Source organism: Pseudomonas sp. AN-1 (assembly GCF_034057115.1).
Taxonomy (GTDB): Bacteria; Pseudomonadota; Gammaproteobacteria; order Pseudomonadales; family Pseudomonadaceae; genus Geopseudomonas.
This window is the reverse complement of the sequence record NZ_CP139195.1, coordinates 938307-964366: the sequence shown is the minus strand read 5'-3', so window position 1 is coordinate 964366 and position 26060 is coordinate 938307. Positions and strand designations below refer to the sequence as shown.

Below are 26060 nucleotides of genomic sequence, written 5' to 3'. Positions count from 1 at the left end.
GGTCGGCCTGTGCTGATCGAAGAGCAGGGCACAGCGGATGTGCCCATCCATCGCTGGGGGCGAAACCTCCGCCCACCCTCGCATAATTACATTAGACGGGCCTTTACCCATTTCGCTGCGCCAGACTCTGCAGCCAGAATCAGCCGGTTTCAGATGGCTCGGCACGCCCTCGATCCGTTCGCGCCTGGCGCACCCTCCGGCTCGAAGATGTCTCCAGGCTACGCATCGTCGGCGAGTGGCCAACGCTGCCGGCTGCCGGGGTTCGCCCTGTTGGTCGCACCTGCCCCGTTAAAGCGACGGGGTAGGCGTCACGCGCTGGCCGAACCCATTCCCGGATCCCGCCCCGGATTGAAATACCACCGATCGGTGGAGTTTCCGGCCTGGCCGTACATATCTGGAAAGCCGGGTATGGTAGTGCGCCCGGCGAGCTGCCGGAGAACCGGGAGAATCCCTGAATAGCATCGCGGTGGGCGAGGGGAAGCCGCAGGCAATCCGGAGAGCCGCCCCGGAATACTCCGGTTTGAAACCGGAAAATCCGGCATCAACCATGACGGGCGGGCAGCCCTCAAAGCAGGAATTCCTGCTTTGCCCACCCGGTCTGGCCTCCTGAGGTCCGAAAATCGGACATCAACCGGCGAGCAACTGTCGGCTTGCAAAGGTGTCTCCGAGACAGATTTGCCCAGCTACGGAAACCCACCCGGTTTGCGCTGGGTTCCGATCCGCTTCCTGTGGCAGCGCAAACTACCCAGAATCGGGGTAGTTTCCCCATCGGCCCCTGTGCGCGATGAGCTGGCGCCGGCTGGTAACGTTGGCACCGTTACTTCGCCGTTACAGCAACGGGGCCAGCACTGCCCGCACCATCGGAAAATTCTCCTACCCAGCCGAGCACATCGGAGAAGCGTTCCGCCGATCTTCCAGCGCCGCCCGCGCGCCGGTCTGGGCTGGCGGATGGGGTGGCGAACACCACCCCGAGGAGCCGGCGCTACATCGCCGTTACAGCAGCAGGCGCCGCACTGCCCACAGTATCGGATTTTTTTCCGACCCCCAGAGGGGCGACAGCCGCGCCCTGCCTGGTGGCACACTACGCCGACCAGACCACCAGCGAGGCCTACACCATGCCCATCATCCAACGCGACTACCTGGACGAGTACGACCGCCAGCGCCAGCCGGTGCCGTTCCCCCGCGCCCTGGCTGCCGGCATCGCCCGCAAGGCCGAAGCGTTGGCCCGCCGCTTCGAGGAGCAGGCCACCGCGCAGCTGGTGAGGGATGCTCAGCGCGCTCTGCTCCGTGGGCAGTCGCCGGAGGAGGTCGCCGAGCAGTTGGGGCTGTGAGCACCCTGGCCCAGCTTGGGCCGTTGCGCGCCACGAAATGACGCGCGCGAAAACGTGGCGCAGAGCCCCGTAGCCGTGAAGTCCGAGCGGGTGAGACTAGGATAAATCGGGCGAATAGGGCAGAATCTCTGGCCATAAATAGCGCCCAGAACGTTGGTACCTCCCAGTTTAGGGATACGTTTAGGGATACGAGGCATCATCAGCAGCACTTGAACGACCATTTTTCGCGCTCTACAGATGGCTTGTTCGAGTCCGGCTTCGGCACCATACAAGTCGTTCTGCCTCTGCAAGGCAGTGCGGCAATCCGAGGAACCGGCCCTTGCGGCCGGTTTTTTGTTGTCTGTGCTGGCAGGCGTCAGCCCGCACATCCAGCGTCGATGGTCGCCAATGGTTGTCTTTGGTATTTCGCAGGCAGGGGCACGCCCATGAGCAATGGACAACAACCACGCTGGACCTCGAGTCGGATCAGGGATGGCATCGAGGAAATCCACATCCGCAAGTGGAACTTCTTCATCGACTACATCCAGGAAGCCTTCTCGCCGGGTTGCGGCTGGGTCCATCGCGGGCATCGCAAGGACTACTACAAGCTCGAGTCGACCATCGATCGCAAGATCGCCGACAAGTCCAAGACCGAAGAGCTGCGCCGCCAGCAGCTGGAGCGCTTCAAGATGGCGATCCGTGGCAAGCGTGGCGCCAACCCGCCGCAGTACGAGGAGCCCTTGGAGTGGTGGGCGCTCGGCCAGCACTTCGAGCTGCTGACGCCGTTGCTGGACTGGACGCACTCGCCCTATACCGCGGCTTTCTTCGCCTTCGCCAATACCGGCAAGGACGACACCCGCAAGCGCATCATCGTGTCGCTGAACAAGAACGAGGTCGAGCGCTGTCCGAACCTGGCGAAGACGGTGCGCTTCTATACGCCCAACTCCGACGAGAATGCGCGGGTCCTCGGCCAGAACGGCCTGTTCTCGTTCTCGGAGTCCGGCGAGGAGCTGGAGTCGCTGATCGCCCAGGAATTCGCTGGCGCGAAGAAGGCCATCCTCAAGAAGATCTACCTGCCCAATGCCGAGCGGATCAGCGTGCTGCGCGGCCTCGAGCAGATGAACATCAACCATCTGACCCTGTTCCCCGACCTGAGCGGTGCGAGCAACTACGCCAACATGCAGTTCGAGCTCTACTCCAACCAGGCCGTGCCGGAAGAGTCCGAGCGGGAGTCGGCCTGAGCCCGCCTCAGCGCTGGTGCACCGATACCCCGGCGGCGAAGCTCTCGCGCACCGCGCGGTCGTCGCCGAGGATGGTCAGGGCGAACAGGGTTTCCGCCAGGCTCTGCGACTGCGCGAGGCGGTGTTCGAGCAGCGGGGTGGCCTTGAGGTCGAGGACCACGAAGTCGGCGTCCTTGCCCGGCAGCAGGTTGCCGATCCGCTCGTCCAGATAGAGCGCGTGGGCGCCGCCGAGGGTGGCCAAGTACAGCGCCCTGAATGGATCGAGCCGCTGGCCCTGCAGCTGCAGCACCTTGTAGGCCTCGTCGAGGGTGGCCAGCGCCGAGAAGCTGGTGCCGGCGCCGATGTCGGTGCCCAGGCCGACGCGCACGCCGTGGGCGTCCATCCGCGCCAGGTCGAACAGCCCGCTGCCGAGAAACAGGTTGGAGGTCGGGCAGAAGGCCACCGCCGAGCCGCTTTCGCCCAGGCGCCGGCATTCGGCGTCGCACAGGTGGATGGCGTGGGCGAACACCGAGCGTGCGCCGAGCAGGCCGTGGTGGTCGTAGACGTCCAGGTAGCCGCTGCGCTCGGGGAACAGCTCCTTCACCCACGCGATCTCCGCCTGGTTCTCGGCCAGGTGGGTATGCAGGTAGAGTCCCGGATACTCGCGCAGCAGGCGGGCGGCCAGATCGAGCTGCTCGGGCGTGCTGGTGGCGGCGAAGCGCGGCGTCACCGCGTAGTGCAGGCGGCCGCGGCCGTGCCAGCGCTCGATCAGCGTCTTGCTCTCGTCGTAGCCGGAGGCGGCGCTGTCGCTCAGCTCCTCAGGGGCGTTGCGGTCCATCAGCACCTTGCCGGCGATCATGCGCAGGCCGAGCCGCTCGGCCTCGACGAAGAAGGCGTCCACCGACTGCGGGTGCACGGTGCAGAACACCAGCGCGGTGGTGGTGCCGTTGCGCAGCAGCTCTTGCAGGAAGAACGCCGCCTGCTCGCGGGCGTGCTGCGGATCGGCGAAGCGCGCCTCGGCGGGGAAGGTGTAGGTCTGCAGCCAGTCGAGCAACTGGGCGCCACAGGAGCCGATCACTCCGACCTGCGGGAAGTGGATGTGGGTGTCGACGAAGCCGGGAACGATCAGCGCGTCGCGGTATTCGCTGACCGGCACGCCGGCCGGGAGCTGGGGAAGCAGTTCGGCCGCATCGCCGATCTGCGCCACCTTGCCGGCCGCGACGACCAGCAGGCCGTCGGCGAAGTACTGGCAGGCGGCGTCGCCGACCTCGCACGGGTCGGCCAGGCAGTGCAGCAGGGCGGCGCGGTAGGCGTGCATGGGGGCAGTCCTTGGTGGTGGCACTACGCTCATGATGGTGGCCGGGGCGCCGCATGGGAACCCCGTTGCCCGGATTGACGTCAGCGGGGCCGCTGCGTATACAGGCCGCCCCTCTATATCGGGATGCACAGGAGCGATCATGCAGGACGACTTCGATGCGGACGGCTACGAGCCGGAGCACGACCAGTACCTCGACAACGACGAGGAGCTTTCGCAGCTGTTCGACGACGAAGGCGACTTCGACGACGAGGATGCGGCTGGCGACCGCGACGAGCTGGACCCCGACGACGAGGAAGTGCCGGACGAGGACTATGACAGCCCGCACTGGGACGATCTGTAGCGCGCATCCTACGCGGGATGTTCCTCGGCCCGCACCGGCAGCGTGAGTCCGCTGCGCTGTTCGCCGTTGTAGCTGGCGATGATCTCGCCGGCCACGGCGATGGCGATCTCCATCGGCAGCTTGCCCTGCACCTGGGGCAGGCCGATCGGGCAGCGCAGGCGCGCGAGCGGCCCGGCGGCGATGCCGCGCTCGCGCAGGCGGTGCTCGAAGCGGGCGCGCTTGGTCTGCGAGCCGATCAGGCCGCACCAGGCGAAGTCGCCGCGGCGCAGGATGGCCTCGGCGAGCGCCAGGTCGAGGGCGTGGTCGTGGGTCATGACGATGAAGTGGCTGCCCGGCGGCATGCGCTCGACTTCCTCGAGCGGCTCGTCGTTGACCACCCGTTCGACCCCGGGCGGGATTTCGGCGGGGAACTCGCCCTCGCGCGCGTCGATCCAGCGCAGCTGACAGGGCAGGGCGGCGAGCAGCGGGGCGAGGGCGCGGCCGACGTGGCCGGCGCCGAACAGGGCGATGCGTGCCCGCGGCTGGCCGAGTGGCTCGAACAGCAGCAGGGTGGCGCCGCCGCAGCACTGGCCGAGGCTGGCGCCGAGGCTGAAGCGTTCCAGCTGAGGCGCCTGCGCGCTGCGCTCCAGCATGTCGCGGGCGATCTGCATGGCGCGGTATTCCAGGTGCCCGCCGCCGATGCTGTCCCAGGCGCGCTCGCCGGATACCAGCATCTTCGCTCCGGCGCTGCGCGGGGTGGAGCCGCGCTCCTCGACCACGGTCACCAGCACGCACGGCTCGCCGCGCCGGTGCAGTTCGGCGAGGGCGTCGATCCAGCCGTTCATGGGCGCGCCTCCCTGATTTTCTCGATGGCCCACAGCACCCGCTCCGGCGTGGCCGGGGCGTCCAGCTCGGCGTGCAGACAGTAGTCGGCGAGGCTGGCGATGGCGTCCTTGATCGCGCACCACACCGAGATGCCGAGCATGAACGGCGGCTCGCCGACCGCCTTGGAGTGGAACACGGTGTCCTCGGGGTTGCGGCGGTTCTCCACCAGCTTCACCCGCAGGTCGGCCGGCACGTCGCCGGCGGTGGGGATCTTGTAGGTGGATGGGCCGGCGGTGAGCAGGCGGCCGCGCTCGTCCCACACCAGTTCCTCGCAGGTCAGCCAGCCCATGCTCTGGACGAAGCCGCCTTCCACCTGGCCGATGTCGATGGCCGGGTTCAGCGAGGCGCCGACGTCGTGGAGGATGTCGGCGCGCAGCAGGCGGTGCTCGCCGGTCAGGGTGTCGATGACCACCTCGGCGCAGGCCACGCCGAAGGCGAAGTAGTAGAAGGGGCGGCCGCGCGCCTGCTCGCGGTCGTAGTGGATCTTCGGCGTGCGGTAGAAGCCGGTGGCCGACAGCGACACCTGGCCCATGTGCGCTGCCCGGGCCAGCTCGGCGAGCTCGATCTCCAGCGCGCCGACGCGCACCCGCCCGCCCCGGAACTCGATGGCCTCCTCGGGCTCCTGCCAGTGCCTGGCCGCGAACTCCACCAGGCGCTGGCGGATGGTCAGCGCCGCGGCCTGGGCGGCCTTGCCGTTGAGGTCGGCGCCGCTGGAGGCGGCGGTGGGCGAGGTGTTGGGCACCTTGGCGGTATTGGTGGCAGTGATCTGGATGCGCCCGATCTCCACCTGGAACACCTCGGCGACCACCTGGGCAACCTTGGTGTTGAGGCCCTGGCCCATCTCGGTGCCGCCGTGGTTGAGGTGGATGCTGCCGTCGGTGTAGACGTGCACCAGCGCGCCGGCCTGGTTGAGGAAGCTGCTGGTGAAGCTGATGCCGAACTTCACCGGGGTCAGCGCCAGGCCCTTCTTCAGCACCGGACTGCGCTCGTTGAAGGCGCGGATCTCGGCGCGCCGGCGGGCGTACTCGCAGCTCGCCTCCAGCTCCGCGGTCATTTCGTGGAGCACGTTGTGCTCGACGGTCTGGTGGTAGTGGGTGACGTTGCGACTGTCCGTGTCGTAGTAGTTGCGCTTGCGCACCGCCAGAGGGTCGAGGCCGAGCTGGCGGGCGATGCGCTCGATGATCTCCTCGATGACCAGCATGCCCTGCGGGCCGCCGAAGCCGCGGAAGGCGGTGTTGGAGGCATGGTTGGTGCGGCAGCGGTGGCCGGTGACCTGGGCATCGCCCAGGTAGTAGGCGTTGTCGGCGTGGAACATGGCGCGGTCGACGATGGCGCTGGACAGGTCCGGCGAGTAGCCGCAGTCGGCGGCCAGCTCGATGCGCACGCCGTGCAGGCGGCCATCGGCGTCGAAGCCGACCTCGTAGTCGCTGAGGAAGGGGTGGCGCTTGCCGGTCATCAGCATGTCCTCGCGGCGCGGCAGGCGCATCTTCACCGGCCGTCCGGTGAGGCGGGCGATCACCGCGCACAGGCAGGCCGGGCCGGCGGCCTGGGTCTCCTTGCCGCCGAAGCCGCCGCCCATGCGCCGGGTGTCCACTTCGACCTTGTGCAGCGCCACGCCGAGCACCCGGGCGACCAGTTTCTGGATCTCGCTGGGATTCTGCGTCGAGCTGTGGACCAGCATGCCGCCATCCTCGGTCGGCAGCACCGCGCAGGCCTGGGTTTCCAGGTAGAAGTGCTCCTGGCCGCCGCTGCGCAGGCGGCCGGCGAGCCTGTGCGGCGCGTTGGCCAGCGCCGCCTCGGCGTCGCCGCGCTGCTGGGTGTGGCTGGGGGCGACGAACTGCTGGCGGCGCAGCGCCTCCTCGATATCCAGCAGCGGCTCCAGGTCCTCGTAGTCGATCCGCGCCAGGGCGGCCGCCGCGCGCGCCGCCTCCAGACTGTCGGCGGCCACCGCCAGCACCGGCTGGCCGACGTACTCCACCACGCCCTCGGCCAGTAGCGGATCGCCCGGCAGCACCGCGCCGATGTCCAGCGCGCCGGGCACGTCCTGGCTGGTGATGACGATGGCCACGCCGGGCACCGTGTAACAGGGCGCGGTGTCGATGCCGAGGATGCGCGCGTGCGGGCGGTCGGACAGGCGCGCGTAGACGTGCAGCTGGTTGGGGAACTCCAGGCGGTCGTCGACGTACTGCGCCGCGCCGCTCACGTGGCGGGTGGCGCTCTCGTGGGGCACCGGCTGGCCGACGCCGCTGTGCAGGGCGGAGCGGAACTCGGCTTGCGGGTCGAAGGCGGGGGAGTCAGACATGGTCGGTCACCCGGGTCGGCAGGTCGGGTTGGCTGGTTTCGAGCCAGGCTTTGCGCAGCAGGTTCTGTGCCACGCGCAGGCGGTAGGCGCGGCTGGCGCGCAGGTCGTCGAGCGGGGCGAAGTCCTGCTCCAGCGCGGTAGCGGCGCGCTCCACCGCCGTCTCGCTCCACGGATGGCCGAGCAGCGCCTGCTCGCAGAGGCTCCCCCGCTTGGGGATCGCCGCCATGCCGCCGAAGGCGATGCGCGCCTCGCGCACCAGGCCGCCGTCGATCTGCAGGTGGACGGCGGCGCACACCGCGGAGATGTCGTCGTCGCGGCGCTTGGAAACCTTGAAGGCGCGGAACAGCTGGTCCGCCTGCGGGCGCGGCACCAGGATGCGCTCGATGAACTCGCCGGGCTCCAGCGCGGTGACCCGGTAGTCGAGGAAGAAGTCCTCCAGCGCCAGCATCCGCCGCCGCTGGCCCTGGCGCAGCAGCAGGCTGGCGCCGAGGGCGATCAGCAGCGGTGCACAGTCGCCGACCGGCGAGGCATTGCCGAGGTTGCCGCCGAGGGTGGCCTGGTTGCGGATCTGCGTGGAGGCGAAGTGGCCGAGCAGGGCGCCGAAGTCGGGGTAGTCGGCGGCCAGCAGCGGCGCGCAGTCGCTCAGCGGCACCGCAGCGCCGATGTCGAGGGCGGCCTCGTCGACGACGATGGTCCTCAGCTCCTCGACCTGGCCGAGGTGGATGATGAGCGGCAGGTGGCGGTGCTGCTGGGTGATCTCCAGCACCAGGTCGGTACCGCCGGCCAGCAGGCGCGCCTCGGGATTGGCCGCGTACAGAGTGGCCAGTTCGTCGAGGTCGCGCGGCAGCCGGCAGCGCGCGCCGTCGCCCTCCAGTTCGGCCGAGTCCTGCGCGCCGATGGCCGCCAGTTGGGCGAGGATGTCCGCCTCGTGGGCGCTGAACTGGTCCGCGCCGCCCTGGCCGAGGGCCTGCTCGGCAGCGGCCAGGATCGGCCGGTAGCCGGTGCAGCGGCACAGGTTGCCGGCCAGTGCAGAACAGGCCTGCTCGGGCTCGAAGCCGGCGGCGCTCTTGTACTGGGCGAACAGCGACATGACGATGCCGGGGGTGCAGAAACCGCACTGCGAGGCGTGGCAGTCGACCAGCGCCCGCTGCACCGGATGCAGGTGCTCGCCCTGCTGCAGGTCCTCGACGGTCAGCAGCTGCTTGCCGTGCAGGCTGGCCAGCAGGGTGATGCAGGCGTTGATCGCCCGGTAGCGCAGGCGTTCGAAGCCGGTGTCGTCCACTACCCGCTCGCCGATCACCACGCTGCAGGCGCCGCAGTCGCCCGAGGCGCAGCCTTCCTTGCTGCCGGTGCGCCGGCGCTGTTCGCGCAGCCAGCGCAGCACGGTGAGATTCGGGTCGAGCCGCTCGATGCGGCACGGCTCGCGGTTGAGCAGGAACTGAATCAAGAACGCCTCCCCAGGCTCTTGTCGTGTCCGGACGGGAGCGTCCCGACGGGAATAGGCCTTTTCCCTACTTTCGCTCGAATAACGCCGCCTGTCAGGTATCTGCTGCAGCGAGATGCTGGCCGGGGCGATGGGCGTGAGCGTGACGGGGTGAGTCGTCTGTAACAGATTCGTTACGCGGCGAGCTGTGGGAGGCTGATTCGGCGCAGCTTCCCGGATCTGTAAGGAAAAGCTGCCACTTTGCCCGGCTGGCGCCGCCTCCGTGGCCGCAGACGGCTCTTGTCCGCGCCGCGCGCACAGGGTGATATGCGCCCATCGCCGCGTGCGGCAGAACAACAACAAGTGGAGGCGCCATGAACGCTCTCACCCCGATCCGGCATTCCCCCCGCGTCGCGAATGTGACCCCAGCGGCCAGTCGCGCATCCCCTATGGCGCCGAGCGTGCCTCGCCCTCCACGGCCTTGTGCCTGAGCGGAGGTGCAGTCCGATCCATCCCGATCCTCGATACCTAAGGTGTATCCGCCTTGCCAATGCCGCCACACCACAAGCGTGGCGGGTGATTTCTCGTCACGATAAAAACAAGCAGGTGACGCATGTCCCGTGAAAAACCGAAGAACCTCTGGCAATCCCGCTGGGGCTTCATCCTCGCTGCAACCGGCTCGGCCGTAGGCCTGGGCAACATCTGGAAATTCCCCTACATCACCGGCGAATACGGCGGTGGCGCCTTCGTGCTGATGTACCTGGCGTGCATCCTCGCCATCGGCATCCCGGTGATGATGACCGAGATCGCCCTCGGCCGCCGTGGTCGCGGCAGTCCCATCGATGCCATCGCCCGCGTGGCCCGCGAGAACGGCAGCCATCCGCTGTGGAAGGCGGTCGGCGGCATGGCCATGCTCTGCGGCTTCATGATCCTCTGCTTCTACGTGGTGGTGGCCGGCTGGGCCTTCGCCTACACGTGGAAGATGGTCGACGGCTCCCTGGCCGCCACCAGCGTCGATGCGCTGGCCGGCGTGTTCGAGGCGCACAACGCCAATCCCTGGCAGCTGGGCGGCTGGAGCATCGTGGTGTCCCTGCTGACCATCTGGATCGTCGGCAAGGGCGTGCAGGCCGGCGTCGAGAAGGCCTTCCGCTGGATGATGCCGGGCCTGGCGGTGATGCTGCTGGTGCTGGTCGGCTACTCCTGGACCAGCGGCAGCTTCAGCCAGGGCTTCGACTTCCTGTTCACCTTCGACGCCTCGAAGATCACCGGCGAAGCGCTGCTGGCCGCCTTGGGCCACGCCTTCTTCACCCTCAGCCTGGCTTCCGGCGCGATCCTGACCTACGGCTCCTACCTGCCGGATGGCCAGTCCATCACCCGCACCTCCATCGTCGTCGCCATCGCCGACACCTGCGTGGCGCTGCTCGCCGGCCTGGCGATCTTCCCGGTGATCTTCGCCAACGGCATGAGCCCGAGCGCCGGTCCCGGCCTGATCTTCATGAGCCTGCCGCTGGCCTTCCAGCAGATGCCGCTGGGCACCGTGTTCGGCGTGCTGTTCTTCGCCATGGTCTCGGTCGCCGCGCTGACCTCGGCCATCTCGATGATCGAGGCGGTGGTCGCCTACCTCAACGAGAAGCACGGCATCAGCCGCGGTCGCGCCGCCATCGGCTCGGGCGTGGTGCTGCTGGTGATCAGCCTGCTGGCCATGCTGTCGTTCAACGTCGGCGCCGAGTGGAAGCTGTTCGGCACCACCCTGTTCGACGGCCTGGACTACGTGACCTCGCGCTGGATGATGCCCCTGGGCGGCATCCTGATGGTGATCCTTGCCGGCTACTGCCTGCGCAGCGACATCATGCGCGACGAGCTGCAGCTGCCCAATGCCGGCTACGCCCTGTGGCTGTTCATGGTGCGCTACGTCAGCCCGGTGATGATCGTCATGGTGTTCCTGCACGCCCTCGGCTGGCTGGGCTTCGACCCGCTGGAGCGCTGGTACTGGATCGCCGGCGCCATCGGTGCCCTGGCCGTGCTCGGCGAGGCGTTCGTGCCGCGCGTGCGCCTGGAGCTCGCCGCGCGCTGAGCCTGCGCCCCTTCGTGGTAACCCCGGAACCCGGCCTCGCGCCGGGTTCTGTCATTTCCGGGGCGCCGCTATACTGCGCGCCCCTTGCGCCGGCCATGGCAAAACGGCCGCGCTCGACCATGCTTGTAGCCGGCAGGCGCAGGCAACCCGTTCACCCGACGTGAATCACTCCGGCGCGTCGGCCCACGAGGCCGTTGCGGCGCCGATCTCCATCCTGAGGGACGCCAGACCATGGACACCCACCCGCATTCGGGCGAGCTGCAGCGCAGTCTGAAAAACCGCCACATCCAGCTGATCGCCCTGGGCGGCGCCATCGGCACCGGCCTGTTCCTCGGTTCGGCCGGGGTCCTGCAGACCGCCGGGCCGTCGATGATCCTCGGCTATGCCATCGCCGGTTTCATCGCCTTCCTGATCATGCGCCAGCTCGGCGAGATGATCGTCGAGGAGCCGGTGGCCGGCTCGTTCAGCCACTTCGCCCACAAGTACTGGGGCGGCTACGCCGGCTTCCTCTCCGGCTGGAACTACTGGGTGCTGTACATCCTGGTGGGCATGGCCGAACTGACCGCGGTGGGCAAGTACATCCAGTTCTGGTGGCCGGAGGTGCCGACCTGGGCCACGGCGGCGGCGTTCTTCGTGCTGATCAACGCGATCAACCTGACCAACGTGAAAATGTTCGGCGAGGCCGAGTTCTGGTTCGCCATCATCAAGGTGGTGGCGATCATCGGCATGATCGTCCTCGGCCTGTACCTGCTGCTGAGCGGCGCCGGCGGCGAGCAGGCCGCGGTCAGCAACCTGTGGGCCCACGGCGGCTTCTTCCCCAACGGCGTCGGCGGCCTGGTGATGGCGCTGGCCTTCATCATGTTCTCCTTCGGCGGCCTGGAGCTGGTCGGCATCACCGCCGCCGAGGCGGCCGAGCCGCGCAAGGTGATTCCCAAGGCGATCAACCAGGTGGTCTACCGCATCCTGATCTTCTACGTCGGCGCGCTGACCGTGCTGCTCTGCCTGTATCCCTGGGATGCGCTGCTGCAGACCCTCAGCGCCGCCGGCGATCCCTACAGCAGCAGCCCGTTCGTGAAGATCTTCGCGCTGATCGGCAGCGATGCGGCGGCGAACATCCTCAACTTCGTGGTGCTGACCGCGGCGCTGTCGGTGTACAACAGCGGCGTCTACTGCAACAGCCGGATGCTCTACGGCCTGGCCGAGCAGGGCGATGCCCCGCGGGTGTTCATGCGCCTCAACAGGCGCGGCGTGCCGGTGCTGGCCATCGCCGTGTCGGCGCTGATCACCCTGCTGTGCGTGCTGGTCAACTACCTGCTGCCCAAGGGCGCGCTGGAGATCCTGATGTCGCTGGTGGTGGCGGCGCTGGTGATCAATTGGGCGATGATCAGCTACTCGCACCTCAAGTTCCGCGCCAGCAAGGTGCGCGAAGGCGTGCAGCTGGGCTTCCCGGCGTTCTGGTATCCGTTCGCCAACTACCTGTGCCTGGCCTTCGTGCTGCTGATCCTGGGGGTGATGCTGCAGATCCCGGGGATCAACCTGTCGGTCTATGCGATCCCGGTGTGGCTGCTGCTGATCTGGGGCGGCTATCGCCTGAAGCTGGCGCTGGCGCGCCGCTGAGGGGGAGGGTAAACAGAAACGGGGCGCCAATCGGCGCCCCGTTCGTTTTCAGCAGCCTTCGTTCAGCAGACTTTGGCGATGGCCGCGGCAAGCTCGCCCAGGCGCTGCTCGTCGAGGCCGGCGACGTTGGCGCGGCCGCTGCCGACCATGTACACGCTGGACTCCTCGCGCAGGCGGCGCACCTGCTCGGGGCTGAGGCCGGTGTAGGAGAACATGCCGCGCTGCACGGCGATGTGGGCGAAGCGCTCGGCCAGGCCGAACGGCTGCAGGGCCTCGACCAGGCCCAGGCGCAGGCGCAGCACGCGCTTGCGCATGCTCTCCAGCTCGGTCTGCCACTCGGCGCGCAGCTTGGCGTCGCCGAGGATCGCGGCGACCACCGCGGCGCCGTGGGCCGGCGGGGTCGACCACAGGTTGCGGGCCAGCGAGGCCAGCTGGCTGCGCACGTCGAGCAGCTTGTCGTGATCGGCGGCGCAGACGATCAGCGCGCCGGTGCGCTCGCGGTACAGGCCGAAGTTCTTCGAGCAGGAGCTGGTGATCAAGAGTTCCGGCAGCTCGGCGGCGAACAGGCGCACCGCCCAGGCGTCCTCCTGCAGGCCGTCGCCGAAGCCCTGGTAGGCGAAGTCGATCAGCGGCAGCAGCTCGCGGCGGCGCACCACGTCGAGCACCCGATACCAGTCGTCGCGCGACAGGTCGAAGCCGGTGGGGTTGTGGCAGCAGGCGTGCAGCAGCACCACGTCGCCGCTCGGCACCTGCTCCAGGGCCGCCAGCATCCCTTCGACGTCGAGGCGGTTGTCGGCGCCGACGTAGGGATAGTGGTGCACCGCCAGGCCGGCCTCGGCGAAGATGGTCTCGTGGATCGGCCAGGTCGGATCGCTCAGCCAGATGCCGCGCCCCGGCAGGCAGTGGTAGAGGAAGTCCGCGGTCAGGCGCAGGGCGCCGGTGCCGCCCGGGGTCTGGGTGGTGCCGGCGCGCTGGCCGCCGCGTTGACCGGCCAGCAGCGGAGAGTCCTGGCCGAGCACCAGGCGCAGCAGCAGCTCGCCGAACTCGGCGTCGCCGTGGCCGCTGGTGTAGCCCTTGGTGGTCTCGCTGGACAGCAGGCGCTGCTCGGCCAGCTTGACCGCCGCCATGATCGGCGTGCGGCCCTGGGCGTCCTTGTACACGCCGACACCGAGGTCGAGCTTGGCCGGGCTGGGATCGGCGCGGAAGGCCTCCATCAGGCCGAGGATCGGATCACCGGGCACGCGGGCGACGGACTGGAAGTGACTCATGGATGTTCCTCTGCAGTGGGCCGGCGGTGCGGCCTCTTCTTGGCGTTGTCGGCGCCATGGATACCGCAAGGAGCGGGCATGCGCAGCCGGGGCCGGGGCAGGCGCCGGGCGTGGCAGTGGTGTATCTGTAATTTCGTCGTTACGAATCGCCGCCGATGTCCCGCCGGCAGCGGCCTGCGGGGGCTTTCATCCGTCCGGATTGTCACATATTCTTGACGCAAGAATGCGCCGCCAGGCGCTCCCCGTCCCGACAACAAGCACAACCCGGGCTTTCCCATGCGTCTCAAGGTTCACTGTCAGAACCGCGTAGGCATCCTGCGCGACATCCTCGACCTGCTGGTCGACTACGGCGTCAACGTCGCCCGCGGCGAGGTGGGCGGCGAGCAGGGCAACGCCATCTACCTGCTCTGTCCCAACCTGATCAACCTGCAGTTCCAGTCCCTGCGTCCCAAGCTCGAGGCCATTCCCGGGGTGTTCGGCATCCAGCGGGTCGGCCTGATGCCCAGCGAGCGGCGCAACCTGGAACTCAATGCGCTGCTCGGCGCCCTCGAGTTCCCGGTGCTGTCGGTGGACATGGCCGGGCAGATCGTCGCCGCCAACCGCGCCGCCGCCCAGTTGCTCGGCGTGCGCGTCGACGAGGTGCCGGGCATCGCCCTGGCGCGCTACGCCGAGGACTTCGACCTGCCGGCGCTGGTGCGCGCCAACAAGGCGCGGATCAACGGCCTGCGCGTCAAGGTCAGGGGCGACGTGTTCCTCGCCGACATCGCCCCGCTGCAGGCCGAGGGCGAGGACAGCGAGGCGCTGGCCGGTGCGGTGCTGACCCTGCAGCGCGCCGACCGCATCGGCGAGCACATCTACAACGTGCGCCGCCAGGAGCTGCGCGGCTTCGACAGCATCTTCCAGAGTTCCAGGGTGCTCGCCGCGGTGGTGCGCGAGGCGCGGCGCATGGCGCCGCTGGACGCGCCGCTGTTGATCGAGGGCGAGACCGGCACCGGCAAGGAGCTGCTGGCGCGCGCCTGCCACCTGGCCAGCCCGCGCGGCAAGGCGCCGTTCATGGCGCTCAACTGCGCCGGCCTGCCCGAGTCGATGGCCGAGACCGAGCTGTTCGGCTACGGCCCGGGCGCCTTCGAGGGCGCCCGCCCCGAGGGCAAGCTGGGCCTGCTGGAGCTGACCGCCGGCGGCACCCTGTTCCTCGACGGCGTCGGCGAGATGAGCCCGCGCCTGCAGGGCAAGCTGCTGCGCTTCCTGCAGGACGGCGGCTTCCGCCGGGTCGGCAGCGACGAGGAGGTCTACCTGGACGTGCGGGTGATCTGCTCGACCCAGCAGGATCTCTCGGCGCTGTGCGCGCGCGGCGAGTTCCGCAGCGACCTCTACCACCGCCTCAACGTGCTGTCGCTGCTCATCCCGCCGCTGCGCGAGTGCCTGGACGGCCTCGATGCGCTGGCCGCGCACTTCATCGACCAGGCCAGCCGGCAGATCGGCTGTCCGCTGCCGCAGCTCGCCCCGCGCGCGCTGGAGCGCCTGCGCCACTACCACTGGCCGGGCAACGTGCGCCAGCTGGAGAACGTGCTGTTCCAGGCGGTGTCGCTGTCCGACGGCAAGCTGATCAAGCCCGAGCACATCCGCCTGCCCGACTACGACGCGCCGCAGCCGCTGGGCGCCTTCAGCCTGGACGGCGGCCTCGACGACATCGTCGGGCGCTTCGAGAAGGCCGTGCTGGAAAGCCTGTACCGCGACCATCCGAGCAGCCGCCAGCTCGGCAAGCGCCTCGGCGTGTCGCACACCACCATCGCCAACAAGCTGCGCCAGTACGGCATAGGTGCGGATAAGAGCTGAGCCTGGCCCTTGCAGGTCGCCGGCGCTGGGCTAGCTTGAGTCGAGGCCGGTCGAGGTGGGGGAAAGCCATGAAGACGCTGTTCCTGGTGCGTCATGCCAAGTCGAGCTGGGACGACCCCAGCCTGGCGGACCACGAACGTCCGTTGGCCGAGCGCGGCTGGCGCGACCTGGCGAAGATGGCCCGGCGCCTGGCCAGGCGCGAGGTGCTGCCCGACCTGATCCTTTCCAGCCCCGCGCTGCGCGCGCGGACCACGGCCGAGGCCATGGCCAGGGCGCTCGGCTATCGGCGCGGCGACATCCGCCTGGAGGAGCAGCTGTATGCCTGCCCGGCCGACGATCTGCTCGCCGTCATCCACGGCCTTGACGACGGCTGCAAGCGGGTGATGCTGGTCGGCCATAACCCCGAGCTGGCCGAACTGGCCCGGCGCCTGGCCGAAGAGATCGCCCGGCTGCCGACCTGCGCGGTCGCCGAACTGCGCTTCGATACCGATACATGGCTGGACGTCGGCCACTGCAAGCTGGCGAAGGTGCGGCTCGACTATCCGAAGAAGGGCAGGGAATAGGGGCTCAGGGCTTGCCGGCCGGTGCCGGCGATGGCGCTGCCGGCCTGGCGGGAGCCGTGCTGGCGCGCAGCGCCTGCGCCACCTTGCGCTGCATCTCGTAGCCCGGCGCCTCGACGGCGTCGTAGTCGCGGGTATAGCGCCGGGCGAACTCGGCCACGCCCCATTGCAGGTACTGCTCGACGTGCTTGAGCTCGTGCGCCCAGAGCGCGACGTTGTCCTGGGCGTCCTTCGCGCTGCGGAACACGATGATGTCGATCAGGGTCACCGCTTCCACGTCGGGGTTCTGCAGCATGGTGTTGGCCGCGTTGAACTCGGTGTCGTCGCCGACCTTGTAGCGGGCGATCTCCAGCACCTGCATGTCGAAGTAGGGTTCCAGCTGGGCGCGGATGTGCAGCGGGATCGGCTGCACGTTGCCGGCGGCCGCGGTGTTGCGCGACTCCACCAGCCAGGTTTCCAGCCCCGCGGCGGCCATCTGGCCGACGCCGTCGTAGAGCTCGCCCATGTCCTCCTTGCTGCCGGGAGCGCAGAAGCAGGTCAGCACGCAGAGCTCGTGTTGCCCGGCCGGGCATGCCAGCCCGGCAGAGGCGCTGCCGGCTGTCAGGAGCAGGGTGGGGATGAGCAGGTGGCGCAGGAGGACGGCAGGCAAGGGACACTCTCGAGGATGGTCGCGGTCGGCGGCGTGGCTTTGGCCAGCGCTGCGCCCATTGTGCTACGAGCGGTTTGACCGTGGCGACGCAGGTTGGTTGCGGCCGCATGTCCGCAGGACAGGTGCTGGCGGCTACGGACGTGTCACCGTCAGCGTGAACCAGACGTCCTGCACGGTCTTCTCCTCGGTGATCAGGCTGATGCAGTAGTCGCCGGGCTCGACGGGCAGGGACCACTGCGTGCCGAAGCCCAGCCGCACGAAGCGCTTGCCGGTGCTGTCGCCCGCGCAGCTGACATCGATGCTCACCGCGGCGAAGCGCACGGGCGGCCGGATCTCGGACAGGGCGATGTCGAGCATGCCGGCACGCTGAACGGGAATGTTGATGTTGTAGCCGATCACCCCGAAGCCGCGTGTGCCGGGAAAGCACCAGGGGATCGAGCGTGCGCGCGGTGCATCGGCGGCAAACAGCACCAGCCCGTGTGCGCTTGGATAGGAGGTTCTCAGCCGCTCGCACGCCGAGGACGGGTCGATGACCTGCACGGGCTGCTGGACGTTGCACGAGGCTGCGCCAAGCAGCAGGGCGAGCAACGTCAGGCGGGGGAGCGTGGTCAGCGGTGTCATCGGCGTGCCTCATGTCCGTTGGCGCCAGGCCAAGTATGGCCAGACAGCGGGAAGCTTTCCCGGGAAGCAAAAAAAACCGCCCGTACCTTGCGGTACGGGCGGCAAACCGGGCACCGCCGACAAAGAATGTGCCCGGACCACTTTGCCTCAAGCGGGATTCTGTTCGGCCCTCGCCGGCTGGATGTGCACCACCTGCACCGGCATCGCCTCGACCGCCGTCGCTTTGGGAGCCTGCGGCTTGGCGTAGCGCTGCGGGGCGAAGGCGTGCAGCAGCTGCGCCTCGCGAGCCCTGACGCGCTCGACGCTGGCCAGCTTGACGTGGCCGTAGCCGCGGATCTCCTCGGCCAGCGCGGCGATGCGCACGGCGGCGTCGAGGTTGTCCTGGCTCAGCTGCGGCAGCAGCTCGCGGATGCGCGCGGCGTACTCCTCGATCAGCCGGCGCTCCATGCGCCGCTCCTCGGTCTTGCCGAACAGGTCCAGCGCGCTGCCGCGCAGGCCCTTGGCCTTGGCCAGCAGCGGGAAGACCTTGGCAAGCCACGGACCGATAGTGATCTTGCGGGCGCGGCCGTCCGCGCCCGGGCGCGACAGCAGCGGCGGGGCCATGTGGAACTCCAGGCGGAAGTCGCCCTCGAACTGCGCTTCCAGCTGCTGGCGAAACGCCGGGTCGCTGTACAGGCGGGCCACCTCGTACTCGTCCTTGTAGGCCATCAGCTTGGCGTAGCCGCGCGCCACCGCCGGGCTCAGGCGCAGCTTGGCGTCCTTGCCGAGCAGGGCGCGTTCGGCGCTCGCCACTTCGTCGACCAGCGCGCGGAAGCGGCGGGCGTAGGCGGCGTTCTGGTAGTCGGTGAGCAGCAGCACGCGGTGGGCGACCAGCTCGTCGAAGTCCTCGATCAGGCGGAACTCCTCCACCTCGGCGCTGCGGCTGAGCAGCTGGCGCAGGCCCTGCGGGTTGGCGCGGGCGAGACGGCCGAGGCCGAAGGCGGCCAGGTTCATCGGCACGGCGACGCCGTTCAGCTCGATGGCGCGCTGCAGCGACTCCAGGCTCAGCGGGATCAGCCCGGCCTGCCAGGCGTAGCCCATCAGCAGGATGTTGGCGCCGATGCTGTCGCCCAGGGCGCGCTGGGCCAGGCTCTGTGCGTCGCACAGCTCCAGGCCGGCTGCGCCGACGGCGTGGCGGATCTTCTCCAGTAGCCCTTCGGTCTGCAGGTTGGCGTCCGGGTTCTGCACGAACTCGGCGGTGGGCAGCACGTGGCGGTTGGCGATCACCTTGGTGCGGCCGTGCTTGACGCTCTGCAGGGCATCGCTGGAGGCGGCCACCACCAGGTCGCAGGCGAGCAGGGCGTCGGCCTGCTGGGTGTCGATGCGCACCTGGTTGAGGCGCTCCGGCACGTCGGCCAGGCGCACGAAGGACAGCACGGCGCCGCCCTTCTGGGCGAAGCCCATGAAGTCGAGCACGCTGGCCGACTTGAATTCGAGGTGGGCGGCCATGCTGATCAGCGCGCCGACGGTGACCACGCCGGTGCCGCCGACGCCGGTGACCAAGAGGTCGTAGGGCGCGTTCCAGACGTGGGCCGCCGGGCGCGGCAGGTTGTTCAGCAGTTCGGCCAGGGCGCGCTGGCCGGCCTCGCCCTGCAGGGCGCCGACGCCCTTGCGCACGCGGCCGCCCTTGACCGAGACGAAGCTCGGGCAGAAGCCGTTGACGCAGGAGTAGTCCTTGTTGCACGACGACTGGTCGAGCTGGCGCTTGCGGCCCAGCTCGGTTTCCAGCGGCACCAGCGACAGGCAGTTGGAGGCCACGCCGCAGTCGCCGCAGCCTTCGCAGACCGCCTGGTTGATGAACAGGCGGCGGTCCGGGTCGGGGAATTCGCCCTTCTTGCGGCGGCGGCGCTTCTCGGCGGCGCAGGTCTGCTCGTAGATCAGCACGGTGACGCCGGAGGTCTCGCGCAGCTCGCGCTGCACCTTGTCGAGATCCTCGCGCGGGTGGAAGGCCGTGCTGGCCGGGAAACGGTCGCGCTGGCTGTCGTACTTGGCGATGTCGTCGCTGAGCACCACCACCTTGCGCGCACCCTCGGCAGTGACCTGCTGGGCGATGGCGTCGACGGTGATGGTGCCGTCCACCGGCTGGCCGCCGGTCATGGCCACCGCGTCGTTGAACAGGATCTTGTAGGTGATGTTGGCCTTGGCGGCGATCGACTGGCGGATCGCCAGGTAGCCGGAGTGGTAGTAGGTGCCGTCGCCGAGGTTCTGGAACACGTGCGGCACCTGGGTGAAGCGCGAGTGCGCGGCCCAGTCGACACCTTCGCCGCCCATCTGGATCAGGCCGCTGGTTTCGCGGTCCATCCAGTTGGCCATGAAGTGGCAGCCGATGCCGGCCAGCGCGCGCGAGCCTTCCGGCACCTTGGTCGAGCTGTTGTGCGGGCAGCCGGAGCAGAAGTACGGCGAGCGGCGCACGGCGTCGGCCAGGTTGCTCAGCTGCGACGGCGCGGTGAAGTCGCGAACCAGGTGGCGGCGGTCGAGGCCGGTGGTCTGCCGCGCCAGCCAGTCGGCCAGCACCGGCATGATGCGCGACGGGCGCAGTTCGCCGAGCGCGGAGAGCAGCGGCTTGCCGGCGGCATCCTGCTTGCCGAGCAGGCGCGGGCGCAGCTCGCTCGGCTGGTTGTAGAGCAGCTCGCGCAGCTGGCGCTCGATCACCGGCGCCTTCTCCTCGATCACCAGCACCTCTTCCAGACCCTTGACGAAGTCCAGCGCGCGGTTCGGCTCGATGGGGAAGGACAGGCCGATCTTGTAGACGCGGATGCCGGCGCGAGCCAGGTCGTCGAGGCCGATGTCGAGGCGGCGCAGGCACTCGAGGAAGTCGAGGTGCGCCTTGCCGCAGGTGACGATGCCGAAGCGCGCCTGCTCGCAGGCGACGATGGTCTTGTCGATGCTGTTGGCCTTGGCGAAGGCGCGCACCGCGTCGAGCTTGTCGGCCTGGCGGGCTTCGAGCTGCAGCGAGGGCAGGTCCGGCCAGCGATAGTGCAGGCCGCCGGCCGGCGGGGTGTAGTCCACCGGAGCGTCGAAGCGGGTCTGGATGCGGTCCAGGTCGACGGTCGAGCCGCTTTCCACCACCTCGGACAGCGCGGTGAAGCCGACCCAGGCGCCGGAGAAGCGCGACAGCGCCCAGCCGTACAGGCCGAACTCCAGGTATTCGGCGATGGTCGCCGGGGAAACGGTCGGCACGCTCCAGGCCTGGAAGGCCAGGTCGCTCTGGTGCGGCATGGAGGAGGACACGCAGCCGTGGTCGTCGCCGGCGACGATCAGCACGCCGCCGTTGGGCGAGGAGCCGTAGGCGTGGCCGTGCTTGAGGGCATCGCCGGCGCGGTCGACGCCCGGACCCTTGCCGTACCAGTAGGCGAACACGCCGTCGACGGTGCGCGCGGGATCGGACTCGACCTGCTGGGTGCCGAGCACCGCGGTGCCGCCCAGTTCTTCGTTGATCGCGGGGAGGAATTCGATCTGGTTGTCGGCCAGCAGGCGCTTGGCCTTCCACAGCGCCTGGTCGACCATGCCCAGCGGCGAGCCGCGGTAGCCGCTGATGAAGCCGGCGCTGTTGAGGCCGCGCGCGCGGTCGAGGGCGCGCTGCATCAGCGGCAGACGGACCAGGGCCTGGGTGCCGGTGAGGAAGATCTGGCCGCTGGTGGCTTCGAGGCTGTCGCTCAGGCGGTAGTCGCTGCGCAGCTGCACGGTGCTGGCGCGCTCGGTCGCATGGGTCATTGTTGTTGTCCTGCGAGGGTGTTGTTCTGTGGCGAATAGTGTTCCCCAGCGCAGGCGGTTTTTTGTTTCTCTTTTTCCCTGCATGGCGGTAGATTCGAGAAAAAATGAATCGCCATATCGGCAAAAGGAGAATACCATGCTCGACAAGTTCGCCCGCCAGCTGCTCCGCGAGTTGCAGCGCGATGCCCGGCAGACCATGCAGCAGCTCGCCGAGCGGGTCGGCCTGTCGACCACGCCCTGCTGGCGGCGCATCAAGGAGCTGGAGGAGGAGGGGGTGATCCGCCGCTACACGGTGCTGGTGGATCGCGAGAAGGTCGGCCTGCAGAACTGCGTGTTCGCCGAGGTGGCGCTGAGCCGCCACGCCGGTGACGTGACCGCCGAGTTCGAGGCGGCGGTGGCCGCGACCCCGGAGATCGTCGCCTGCTACGCCACCACCGGCAAGGCTGACTACCTGATCAAGGTGGTCACCAGCGACATCAAGGCCTACGACGAGGTGCTGCAGCAGCGCATCTTCCGCCTGCCCGGGGTGGCCAGCGTGCACACCAGCGTGGTGCTGCGCGAGGTGAAGGACGAGGTGAGCCTGCCGTTGTGAGGGGCAGGCCGCTGCGGCCGGATCGGTGCGCGGCGCGTGCTACCACAGCCGATACGTGGCGTCCTCGTTTCCCTCTTCGGGTTGTGGCTGCAGAGGTTGCACCTCCAGTTCGGGCGCGGCCTGCGCTGCCGGCTCTTCATCCTGGAGCGGCTGCATGGCGCGCTCGGCGAGGCTGCTCTCGATCTGTCCGGAGATGTGGTTGACCCCGGCCAGCACACCGGTCTCGGGGTTGTGCAGCAGATCGAGCCATTCCTCGTCGAAGGTGGCGTGCAGGTTCTGGCGCAGCTGGTTCTCCATTTCCGGACGCTGTTTTTCGCGCAGCATGGCGGTGAAGCCCGTCGTGCCCAAGGAAATCAGCATGCCTGCCACCCGTCCGACCGCTGCCGAGATGGCGCCTGCGACACTCCGGGTGGTGAGTTCGGTCACCAGCGTTTCACTGGTTTGCCGCGCCACGGAGGATATGCCGGCATCGGTCGTCCAGTCGCCGGAGCGTCCGGGCGTGCTGTGCAGGCGAGCGACCAGGGCCGCATAGGCCGGCTGGCCGTCGATGGGTTCGGCGCGGGCAAGCTGGTAGAGCGACGCGTTGTGGGCGGGGGGCGGTGCCAGCGCGATGGCGGGAATCTCCTGGAGGTGGCCGTCGAACTGGTCCAGGGGAACGCCGTAGCGTGGCGGCATGCCCTGCAGGTGTTCGCGGAGCAGGCGGATGTAGAGTTGCACCGTCTGTCCCGTGATCCAGTCGGGGTTGATCTCCCGGGCGACGGGGGCCAGCACGCGGTCGTGGTATTGCTCCTGCAGATAGGCAGCCAGACGCTCGACCGTCGGGTCCCTTTCTCCCCCGGCGTTCAGCTTGTACCAGGTCACCTTCATGGACAGCCATTGGCGGGTCCAGTAGCCGGAAAACCAGGGAATGAACGCTTCGTCGGTGCGCTGGTAGATGCGCTCCCGCCAGCGCTGCATGACGTCGCGGGCGTAATCCGAGGACTGCGCCCGGGCGTCCAGCGACGCGGCCGCGATGTCGCCGTCGATCTGCATCCAGGTGCTTTGCGGAACTACCACCGCAGGCGGGGGAGGGGGTGGCGGCTCGCGAGTGGCGCAGCCGCTCAGCGCCGTCAGCAGGACGACGATCAGTGCGCACAGCAGCGGGGTCGCCGGGGCCATGAACCGATTCGCCGGCGCCTGCCCGCTCGTCAGCGGAACTCTCGCAACCGGGTTCGCAGGGCTGTTCATGCACGAACTGCCTGCTCCGCAGACCACAAGGGGCTGCGCTTTCCCTCCTCGCAAACTGCATGCGGAGCCTTCGCAGATTTGCCAGCCTCGCCAGCGGAACGTCCTGCGCGTCCGCGACCGTTCCTCAAGTCTAGGTGACGCAGCACTGCGGCGGAGCATTCTCCGGCGAACGGTCGGGGTGAACGGTCGGGGCGGGCGGCGAAGGCGGCCGTGGCCGGCGGCAAGGCGGTAGCCGGGGGGCGTTGCGGCCACCCCCCGGGAGATCGGCGAGGGTCTATTGCCGGGCCTCTACCTCCGCCTCCACTCGGCGGTTGATAGCCCGTCCTTCCGGAGTGGCGTTGTCGGCCACCGGGCGGCTTTCGCCGTAGCCGACAGCGTCGACGCGGTCGGCCGCCACGCCGTACTCGTTGACCAGCACGTCGCGCACGGCGTTGGCGCGCCGCTCGGACAGCCGCTGGTTGTAGGCGTCGGGGCCGACCGAGTCGGTATGGCCTTCGACGGTGGTGGTGGTCTGCGGATACTCGCGCATGAAGTCGGCCACTGCCTTGATGTCGACCTTGCTGCCTTCCTTGACCTCGGACTTGTTGAAGTCGAACTTGACGTCCAGCTCCACACGTACCGGGGCGGCGGGCATCGGTTCCGGCGCAGGAGCGGGAGCGGCGGCGACCGGTTGCGGGCAGCCGGTGGCGTCCACCGGGGTGCCCTTCGGCGTGTCGGGGCACTTGTCTTCCTTGTTCACCACGCCATCGCCGTCGGCGTCGCCGCGGACCCAGCAGTAGGCCGCGCCGGTGAGGGCGCCGATGCCCAGGCCGCCGGCTGCCCATTCCGCGCTTTCGATGGCACCCAGTGCCGCGCCGGTGACACCGCCGACGGCCGCACAGGGCGGCCAGTCGCTCTGGACCAGCCCGGCACAACCTGTGAGCAGGCTGCTGGCCAGTACCAGGGGTACAGCTGTTCTTGCGATATGCATTGCCAGTTCTCCTCGATGGAACGGGAGGTACTACTTGTCTTGCCGGCCGTAACGGGCTGAGCAATGCAGCAAGTCTTGCACCGGATGTGGGGTTGTCAAAATGACGAGCCGCCCGGCGCCGCGGATGGCGCAGGCCGCGGCGGACCTTCTGACGAATGGCCGTGCCCGGGGGGCCATGCCGCGCGGATCCTGACCTAACGTGAGTGTTTGTTCGCCTATGCCGGTGCCACCGGCCGACCGGGGCCGATGCGACCGAGCCCCTGCAATCCCGCCCTCGCCAGGAGGTCATCATGAGCACTCCCTACACGCGTCTCGACAGCAGGCAGGCCGCCGTCCTGCTGGTGGATCACCAGACCGGCCTGTTGTCGCTGGTCCGCGACCACGACCCGGACCGTTTCAAGAACAACGTGCTGGCGCTGGCCGATCTGGCCGCCTACTTCAAGCTGCCGACCATCCTCACCACCAGCTTCGAGAGCGGTCCCAACGGCCCGCTGGTGCCGGAGCTGAAGGCGCAGTTCCCCGACGCGCCCTACATCGCCCGGCCGGGCCAGATCAATGCCTGGGACAACGAGGACTTCGTCAGGGCGGTCAAGGCGACCGGCCGCCGGCAACTGATCCTCGCCGGGGTGGTGACCGAGGTGTGCGTGGCCTTCCCGGCACTGTCGGCCCTCGCCGAGGGCTTCGAGGTGTTCGTGGTCGCCGATGCCTCCGGTACCTTCAACGAGGTGACCCGACAGGCGGCCTGGCAGCGCATGGCGGCAGCCGGGGCGCAGCTGATGACCTGGTTCGGCGTGGCCTGCGAGCTGCATCGCGACTGGCGCAACGACGTCGAGGGACTGGCGGCGCTGTTTTCCAGCCACATTCCGGACTACCGCAACCTGATCAACAGCCATGCGGCCTTCACCGCGGGCAAGTAGTTCGGGCCGCTTCGCTCCGGGGAGGGGTGTGCGGCCGGGTCGACCGGCGGTATTTTGTCGGCCGGGGCGCGCGGAGTCGGTGCCTGCGCAGGTCTTCGCCTAGAGTAGATAAGGTGCTTTACCACCCTGTAGTTGCCCTGCCGCTTCGCAGCGCAAGCGCAGGGCTTGCGAGCAGAGACGCTGCGCAGGTAAGCCACCATGTACACTCCGCGATACCCCATGGCCCTGTTAGGCAGCCTGCTCTGCCTGACCACCCCCGGCGTGGCCAATGCCGGGAGCATCGTGTCCTCCCCCTCGTCCGCCGCTGACGACCTCGGCCTGGTCTACCAGCTGCGCGAGGACACCCGCATCGGCCTGTTCTACAGCTTCCCGGTGGCGGGCGAGCAGGGTGCCGGCAACCCGCCGCTGGCTCGAGCGAGCCTGCTGGATGCGCGCGGCCTGAGCAGCGCCCCGATGCCCGACATGAACCTGCCGCAGGCGGCGACCCTCAGCCTGCACCAGGCCCTGGGCGAGCAGTGGGTCGTGCAGATCAGCGCCGGCTGGCAGGACTGGTCGGCGTACAGCCGAACCGGTGTCGAGTGGGATGCCGCCACCGCGAGCGCCGTTGCGGCCAGGCGCAACTACCGCGACACCTGGCACCTGGCGATCGGCACCCAGTACCGGCCCAGCCCGAAACTGCTTCTGCAGGCAGGGGTGGGCTACGAGACCTCTGCGCTGACCGACGGCAGCCGGGCCTTCTCCGCCTCCATGGCGCCCACCTGGCGCCTGGCGTCGGGTCTCAGCTATGCCTACGACCGGAACACCGAACTCAACTTCAACTATGCCTTCACCCGGGTGGGCGACATGCCGGGGATCCAGGGCGGCGCGGAAAGAACCGGGCGTTTCGGCATCTCCGACGAGTTTGCCAATGCCTACTTCCATACCCTGACCTGGTCCGTGACCTGGCGTTACTGAAGCTTCCTGCACGGTGGCGACAGCGGGATGCGCGCCACCGGCTGGCCTGGTGTCGGGCTCCGCTGGCGGGGCGGCTCATTGCCGGGGGCAGGGGGGGCGAATAAAAAAGCGTGGCCGCGAGGGCCACGCGAAGGGCGAAGGGCAGGACTGAAATCCCTCCGCCTTGGAGATGGAGCGGCTGGACGCGGGCGGATGCCCGGCAGGGCGCGCAGAGGAAAAACGCGCAGGATTCTCCTCCGGATGGC

At 68.8% G+C, this 26060-nt stretch carries 20 protein-coding genes; 10 read left to right on the top strand and 10 right to left on the bottom strand.

Annotated features, from left to right (window positions below; all coding sequences use genetic code 11):
- Positions 1–1115 precede the first annotated feature (1115 nt).
- The gene (locus tag SK095_RS04250) at positions 1116–1331 is read left to right on the top strand and encodes a hypothetical protein (protein WP_320547991.1); all 216 of its coding nucleotides are present in this window, start codon (positions 1116–1118) and stop codon (positions 1329–1331) included.
- Positions 1332–1756: 425 nt separating this feature from the next.
- The gene (locus SK095_RS04245) at positions 1757–2551 is read left to right on the top strand and encodes an FRG domain-containing protein (RefSeq protein ID WP_320547990.1); all 795 of its coding nucleotides are present in this window, start codon (positions 1757–1759) and stop codon (positions 2549–2551) included.
- A gap of 7 nt (positions 2552–2558) precedes the next feature.
- Here the strand turns inward: SK095_RS04245 and guaD are convergent, their stop codons facing one another.
- A complete protein-coding gene (gene guaD / locus SK095_RS04240; RefSeq protein ID WP_320547989.1) occupies positions 2559–3848 on the bottom strand; it encodes a guanine deaminase in 1290 nt (429 codons plus the stop codon).
- A gap of 139 nt (positions 3849–3987) precedes the next feature.
- Between guaD and SK095_RS04235 the strand changes: the two genes are divergently transcribed.
- A complete protein-coding gene (locus SK095_RS04235; protein WP_320547988.1) occupies positions 3988–4188 on the top strand; it encodes a hypothetical protein in 201 nt (66 codons plus the stop codon).
- Between the two features lie 8 nt (positions 4189–4196).
- On the opposite strand, the gene xdhC is transcribed toward SK095_RS04235, so the two are convergent.
- The 3 genes from xdhC to xdhA are packed head-to-tail and all read right to left on the bottom strand — an operon-like array spanning position 4197 to position 8801.
- Positions 4197–5012: a xanthine dehydrogenase accessory protein XdhC gene (gene xdhC / locus SK095_RS04230; RefSeq protein WP_320547987.1), complete on the bottom strand. Its 816-nt coding sequence runs from the start codon at positions 5010–5012 to the stop codon at positions 4197–4199.
- Entirely contained in the window at positions 5009–7354 is a 2346-nt protein-coding gene (gene xdhB, locus SK095_RS04225) for a xanthine dehydrogenase molybdopterin binding subunit (RefSeq protein WP_320547986.1), read from the bottom strand. Before xdhB ends, xdhC begins: the two co-directional genes overlap by 4 nt.
- Positions 7347–8801 carry a xanthine dehydrogenase small subunit gene (xdhA, locus tag SK095_RS04220; RefSeq protein ID WP_320547985.1) on the bottom strand — a complete coding sequence of 485 codons (1455 nt, stop codon included), beginning with the start codon at positions 8799–8801 and terminating at the stop codon, positions 7347–7349. Before xdhA ends, xdhB begins: the two co-directional genes overlap by 8 nt.
- 589 nt (positions 8802–9390) lie before the next feature.
- Between xdhA and SK095_RS04215 the strand changes: the two genes are divergently transcribed.
- Positions 9391–10851, top strand: a complete 1461-nt coding sequence (locus tag SK095_RS04215; protein WP_136488331.1) for a sodium-dependent transporter — start codon at positions 9391–9393, stop codon at positions 10849–10851.
- Positions 10852–11082: 231 nt separating this feature from the next.
- Entirely contained in the window at positions 11083–12468 is a 1386-nt protein-coding gene (locus SK095_RS04210) for an amino acid permease (protein ID WP_320547984.1), read from the top strand.
- Positions 12469–12530: 62 nt separating this feature from the next.
- Here SK095_RS04210 and SK095_RS04205 read toward each other — a convergent pair whose 3' ends face one another.
- On the bottom strand, positions 12531–13736 hold the full coding sequence (locus SK095_RS04205; RefSeq protein ID WP_320547983.1) for an amino acid aminotransferase: 1206 nt from the start codon (positions 13734–13736) through the stop codon (positions 12531–12533).
- A gap of 276 nt (positions 13737–14012) precedes the next feature.
- Between SK095_RS04205 and SK095_RS04200 the strand changes: the two genes are divergently transcribed.
- Positions 14013–15572, top strand: coding sequence for a sigma-54-dependent transcriptional regulator (locus SK095_RS04200; protein ID WP_136488328.1), 1560 nt, complete (start codon positions 14013–14015; stop codon positions 15570–15572).
- A 68-nt stretch (positions 15573–15640) separates the two neighbouring features.
- Complete coding sequence (locus SK095_RS04195; RefSeq protein ID WP_320547982.1) at positions 15641–16135, top strand: histidine phosphatase family protein; 495 nt, start codon at positions 15641–15643, stop codon at positions 16133–16135.
- A 4-nt stretch (positions 16136–16139) separates the two neighbouring features.
- On the opposite strand, the gene SK095_RS04190 is transcribed toward SK095_RS04195, so the two are convergent.
- From SK095_RS04190 to SK095_RS04180, 3 genes are all read right to left on the bottom strand, one after another.
- A complete protein-coding gene (locus tag SK095_RS04190) occupies positions 16140–16781 on the bottom strand; it encodes a DUF4157 domain-containing protein (RefSeq protein WP_372239856.1) in 642 nt (213 codons plus the stop codon).
- A 132-nt stretch (positions 16782–16913) separates the two neighbouring features.
- Positions 16914–17402 carry a hypothetical protein gene (locus SK095_RS04185; protein WP_320547981.1) on the bottom strand — a complete coding sequence of 163 codons (489 nt, stop codon included), beginning with the start codon at positions 17400–17402 and terminating at the stop codon, positions 16914–16916.
- 147 nt (positions 17403–17549) lie between these two features.
- A complete protein-coding gene (locus tag SK095_RS04180; protein WP_136488325.1) occupies positions 17550–21155 on the bottom strand; it encodes an indolepyruvate ferredoxin oxidoreductase family protein in 3606 nt (1201 codons plus the stop codon).
- A 136-nt stretch (positions 21156–21291) separates the two neighbouring features.
- On the opposite strand from SK095_RS04180, the gene SK095_RS04175 reads away from it, so the two are divergent.
- Entirely contained in the window at positions 21292–21747 is a 456-nt protein-coding gene (locus SK095_RS04175) for an Lrp/AsnC family transcriptional regulator (RefSeq protein ID WP_136488324.1), read from the top strand.
- A 39-nt stretch (positions 21748–21786) separates the two neighbouring features.
- Here the strand turns inward: SK095_RS04175 and SK095_RS04170 are convergent, their stop codons facing one another.
- Together SK095_RS04170 and SK095_RS04165 are read right to left on the bottom strand one after the other, a co-directional pair.
- Complete coding sequence (locus SK095_RS04170) at positions 21787–22974, bottom strand: hypothetical protein (protein WP_320547980.1); 1188 nt, start codon at positions 22972–22974, stop codon at positions 21787–21789.
- Positions 22975–23248: 274 nt separating this feature from the next.
- Positions 23249–23944, bottom strand: a complete 696-nt coding sequence (locus tag SK095_RS04165; RefSeq protein WP_320547979.1) for an OmpA family protein — start codon at positions 23942–23944, stop codon at positions 23249–23251.
- Between the two features lie 290 nt (positions 23945–24234).
- Between SK095_RS04165 and ycaC the strand changes: the two genes are divergently transcribed.
- Both ycaC and SK095_RS04155 read left to right on the top strand, forming a co-directional pair.
- Positions 24235–24861 (top strand): isochorismate family cysteine hydrolase YcaC, encoded by a 627-nt coding sequence (ycaC, locus tag SK095_RS04160; RefSeq protein WP_320547978.1) that lies wholly within the window; start codon positions 24235–24237, stop codon positions 24859–24861.
- Positions 24862–25059: 198 nt separating this feature from the next.
- Positions 25060–25815 (top strand): OmpP1/FadL family transporter, encoded by a 756-nt coding sequence (locus SK095_RS04155; RefSeq protein ID WP_320547977.1) that lies wholly within the window; start codon positions 25060–25062, stop codon positions 25813–25815.
- Positions 25816–26060: the final 245 nt, after the last annotated feature.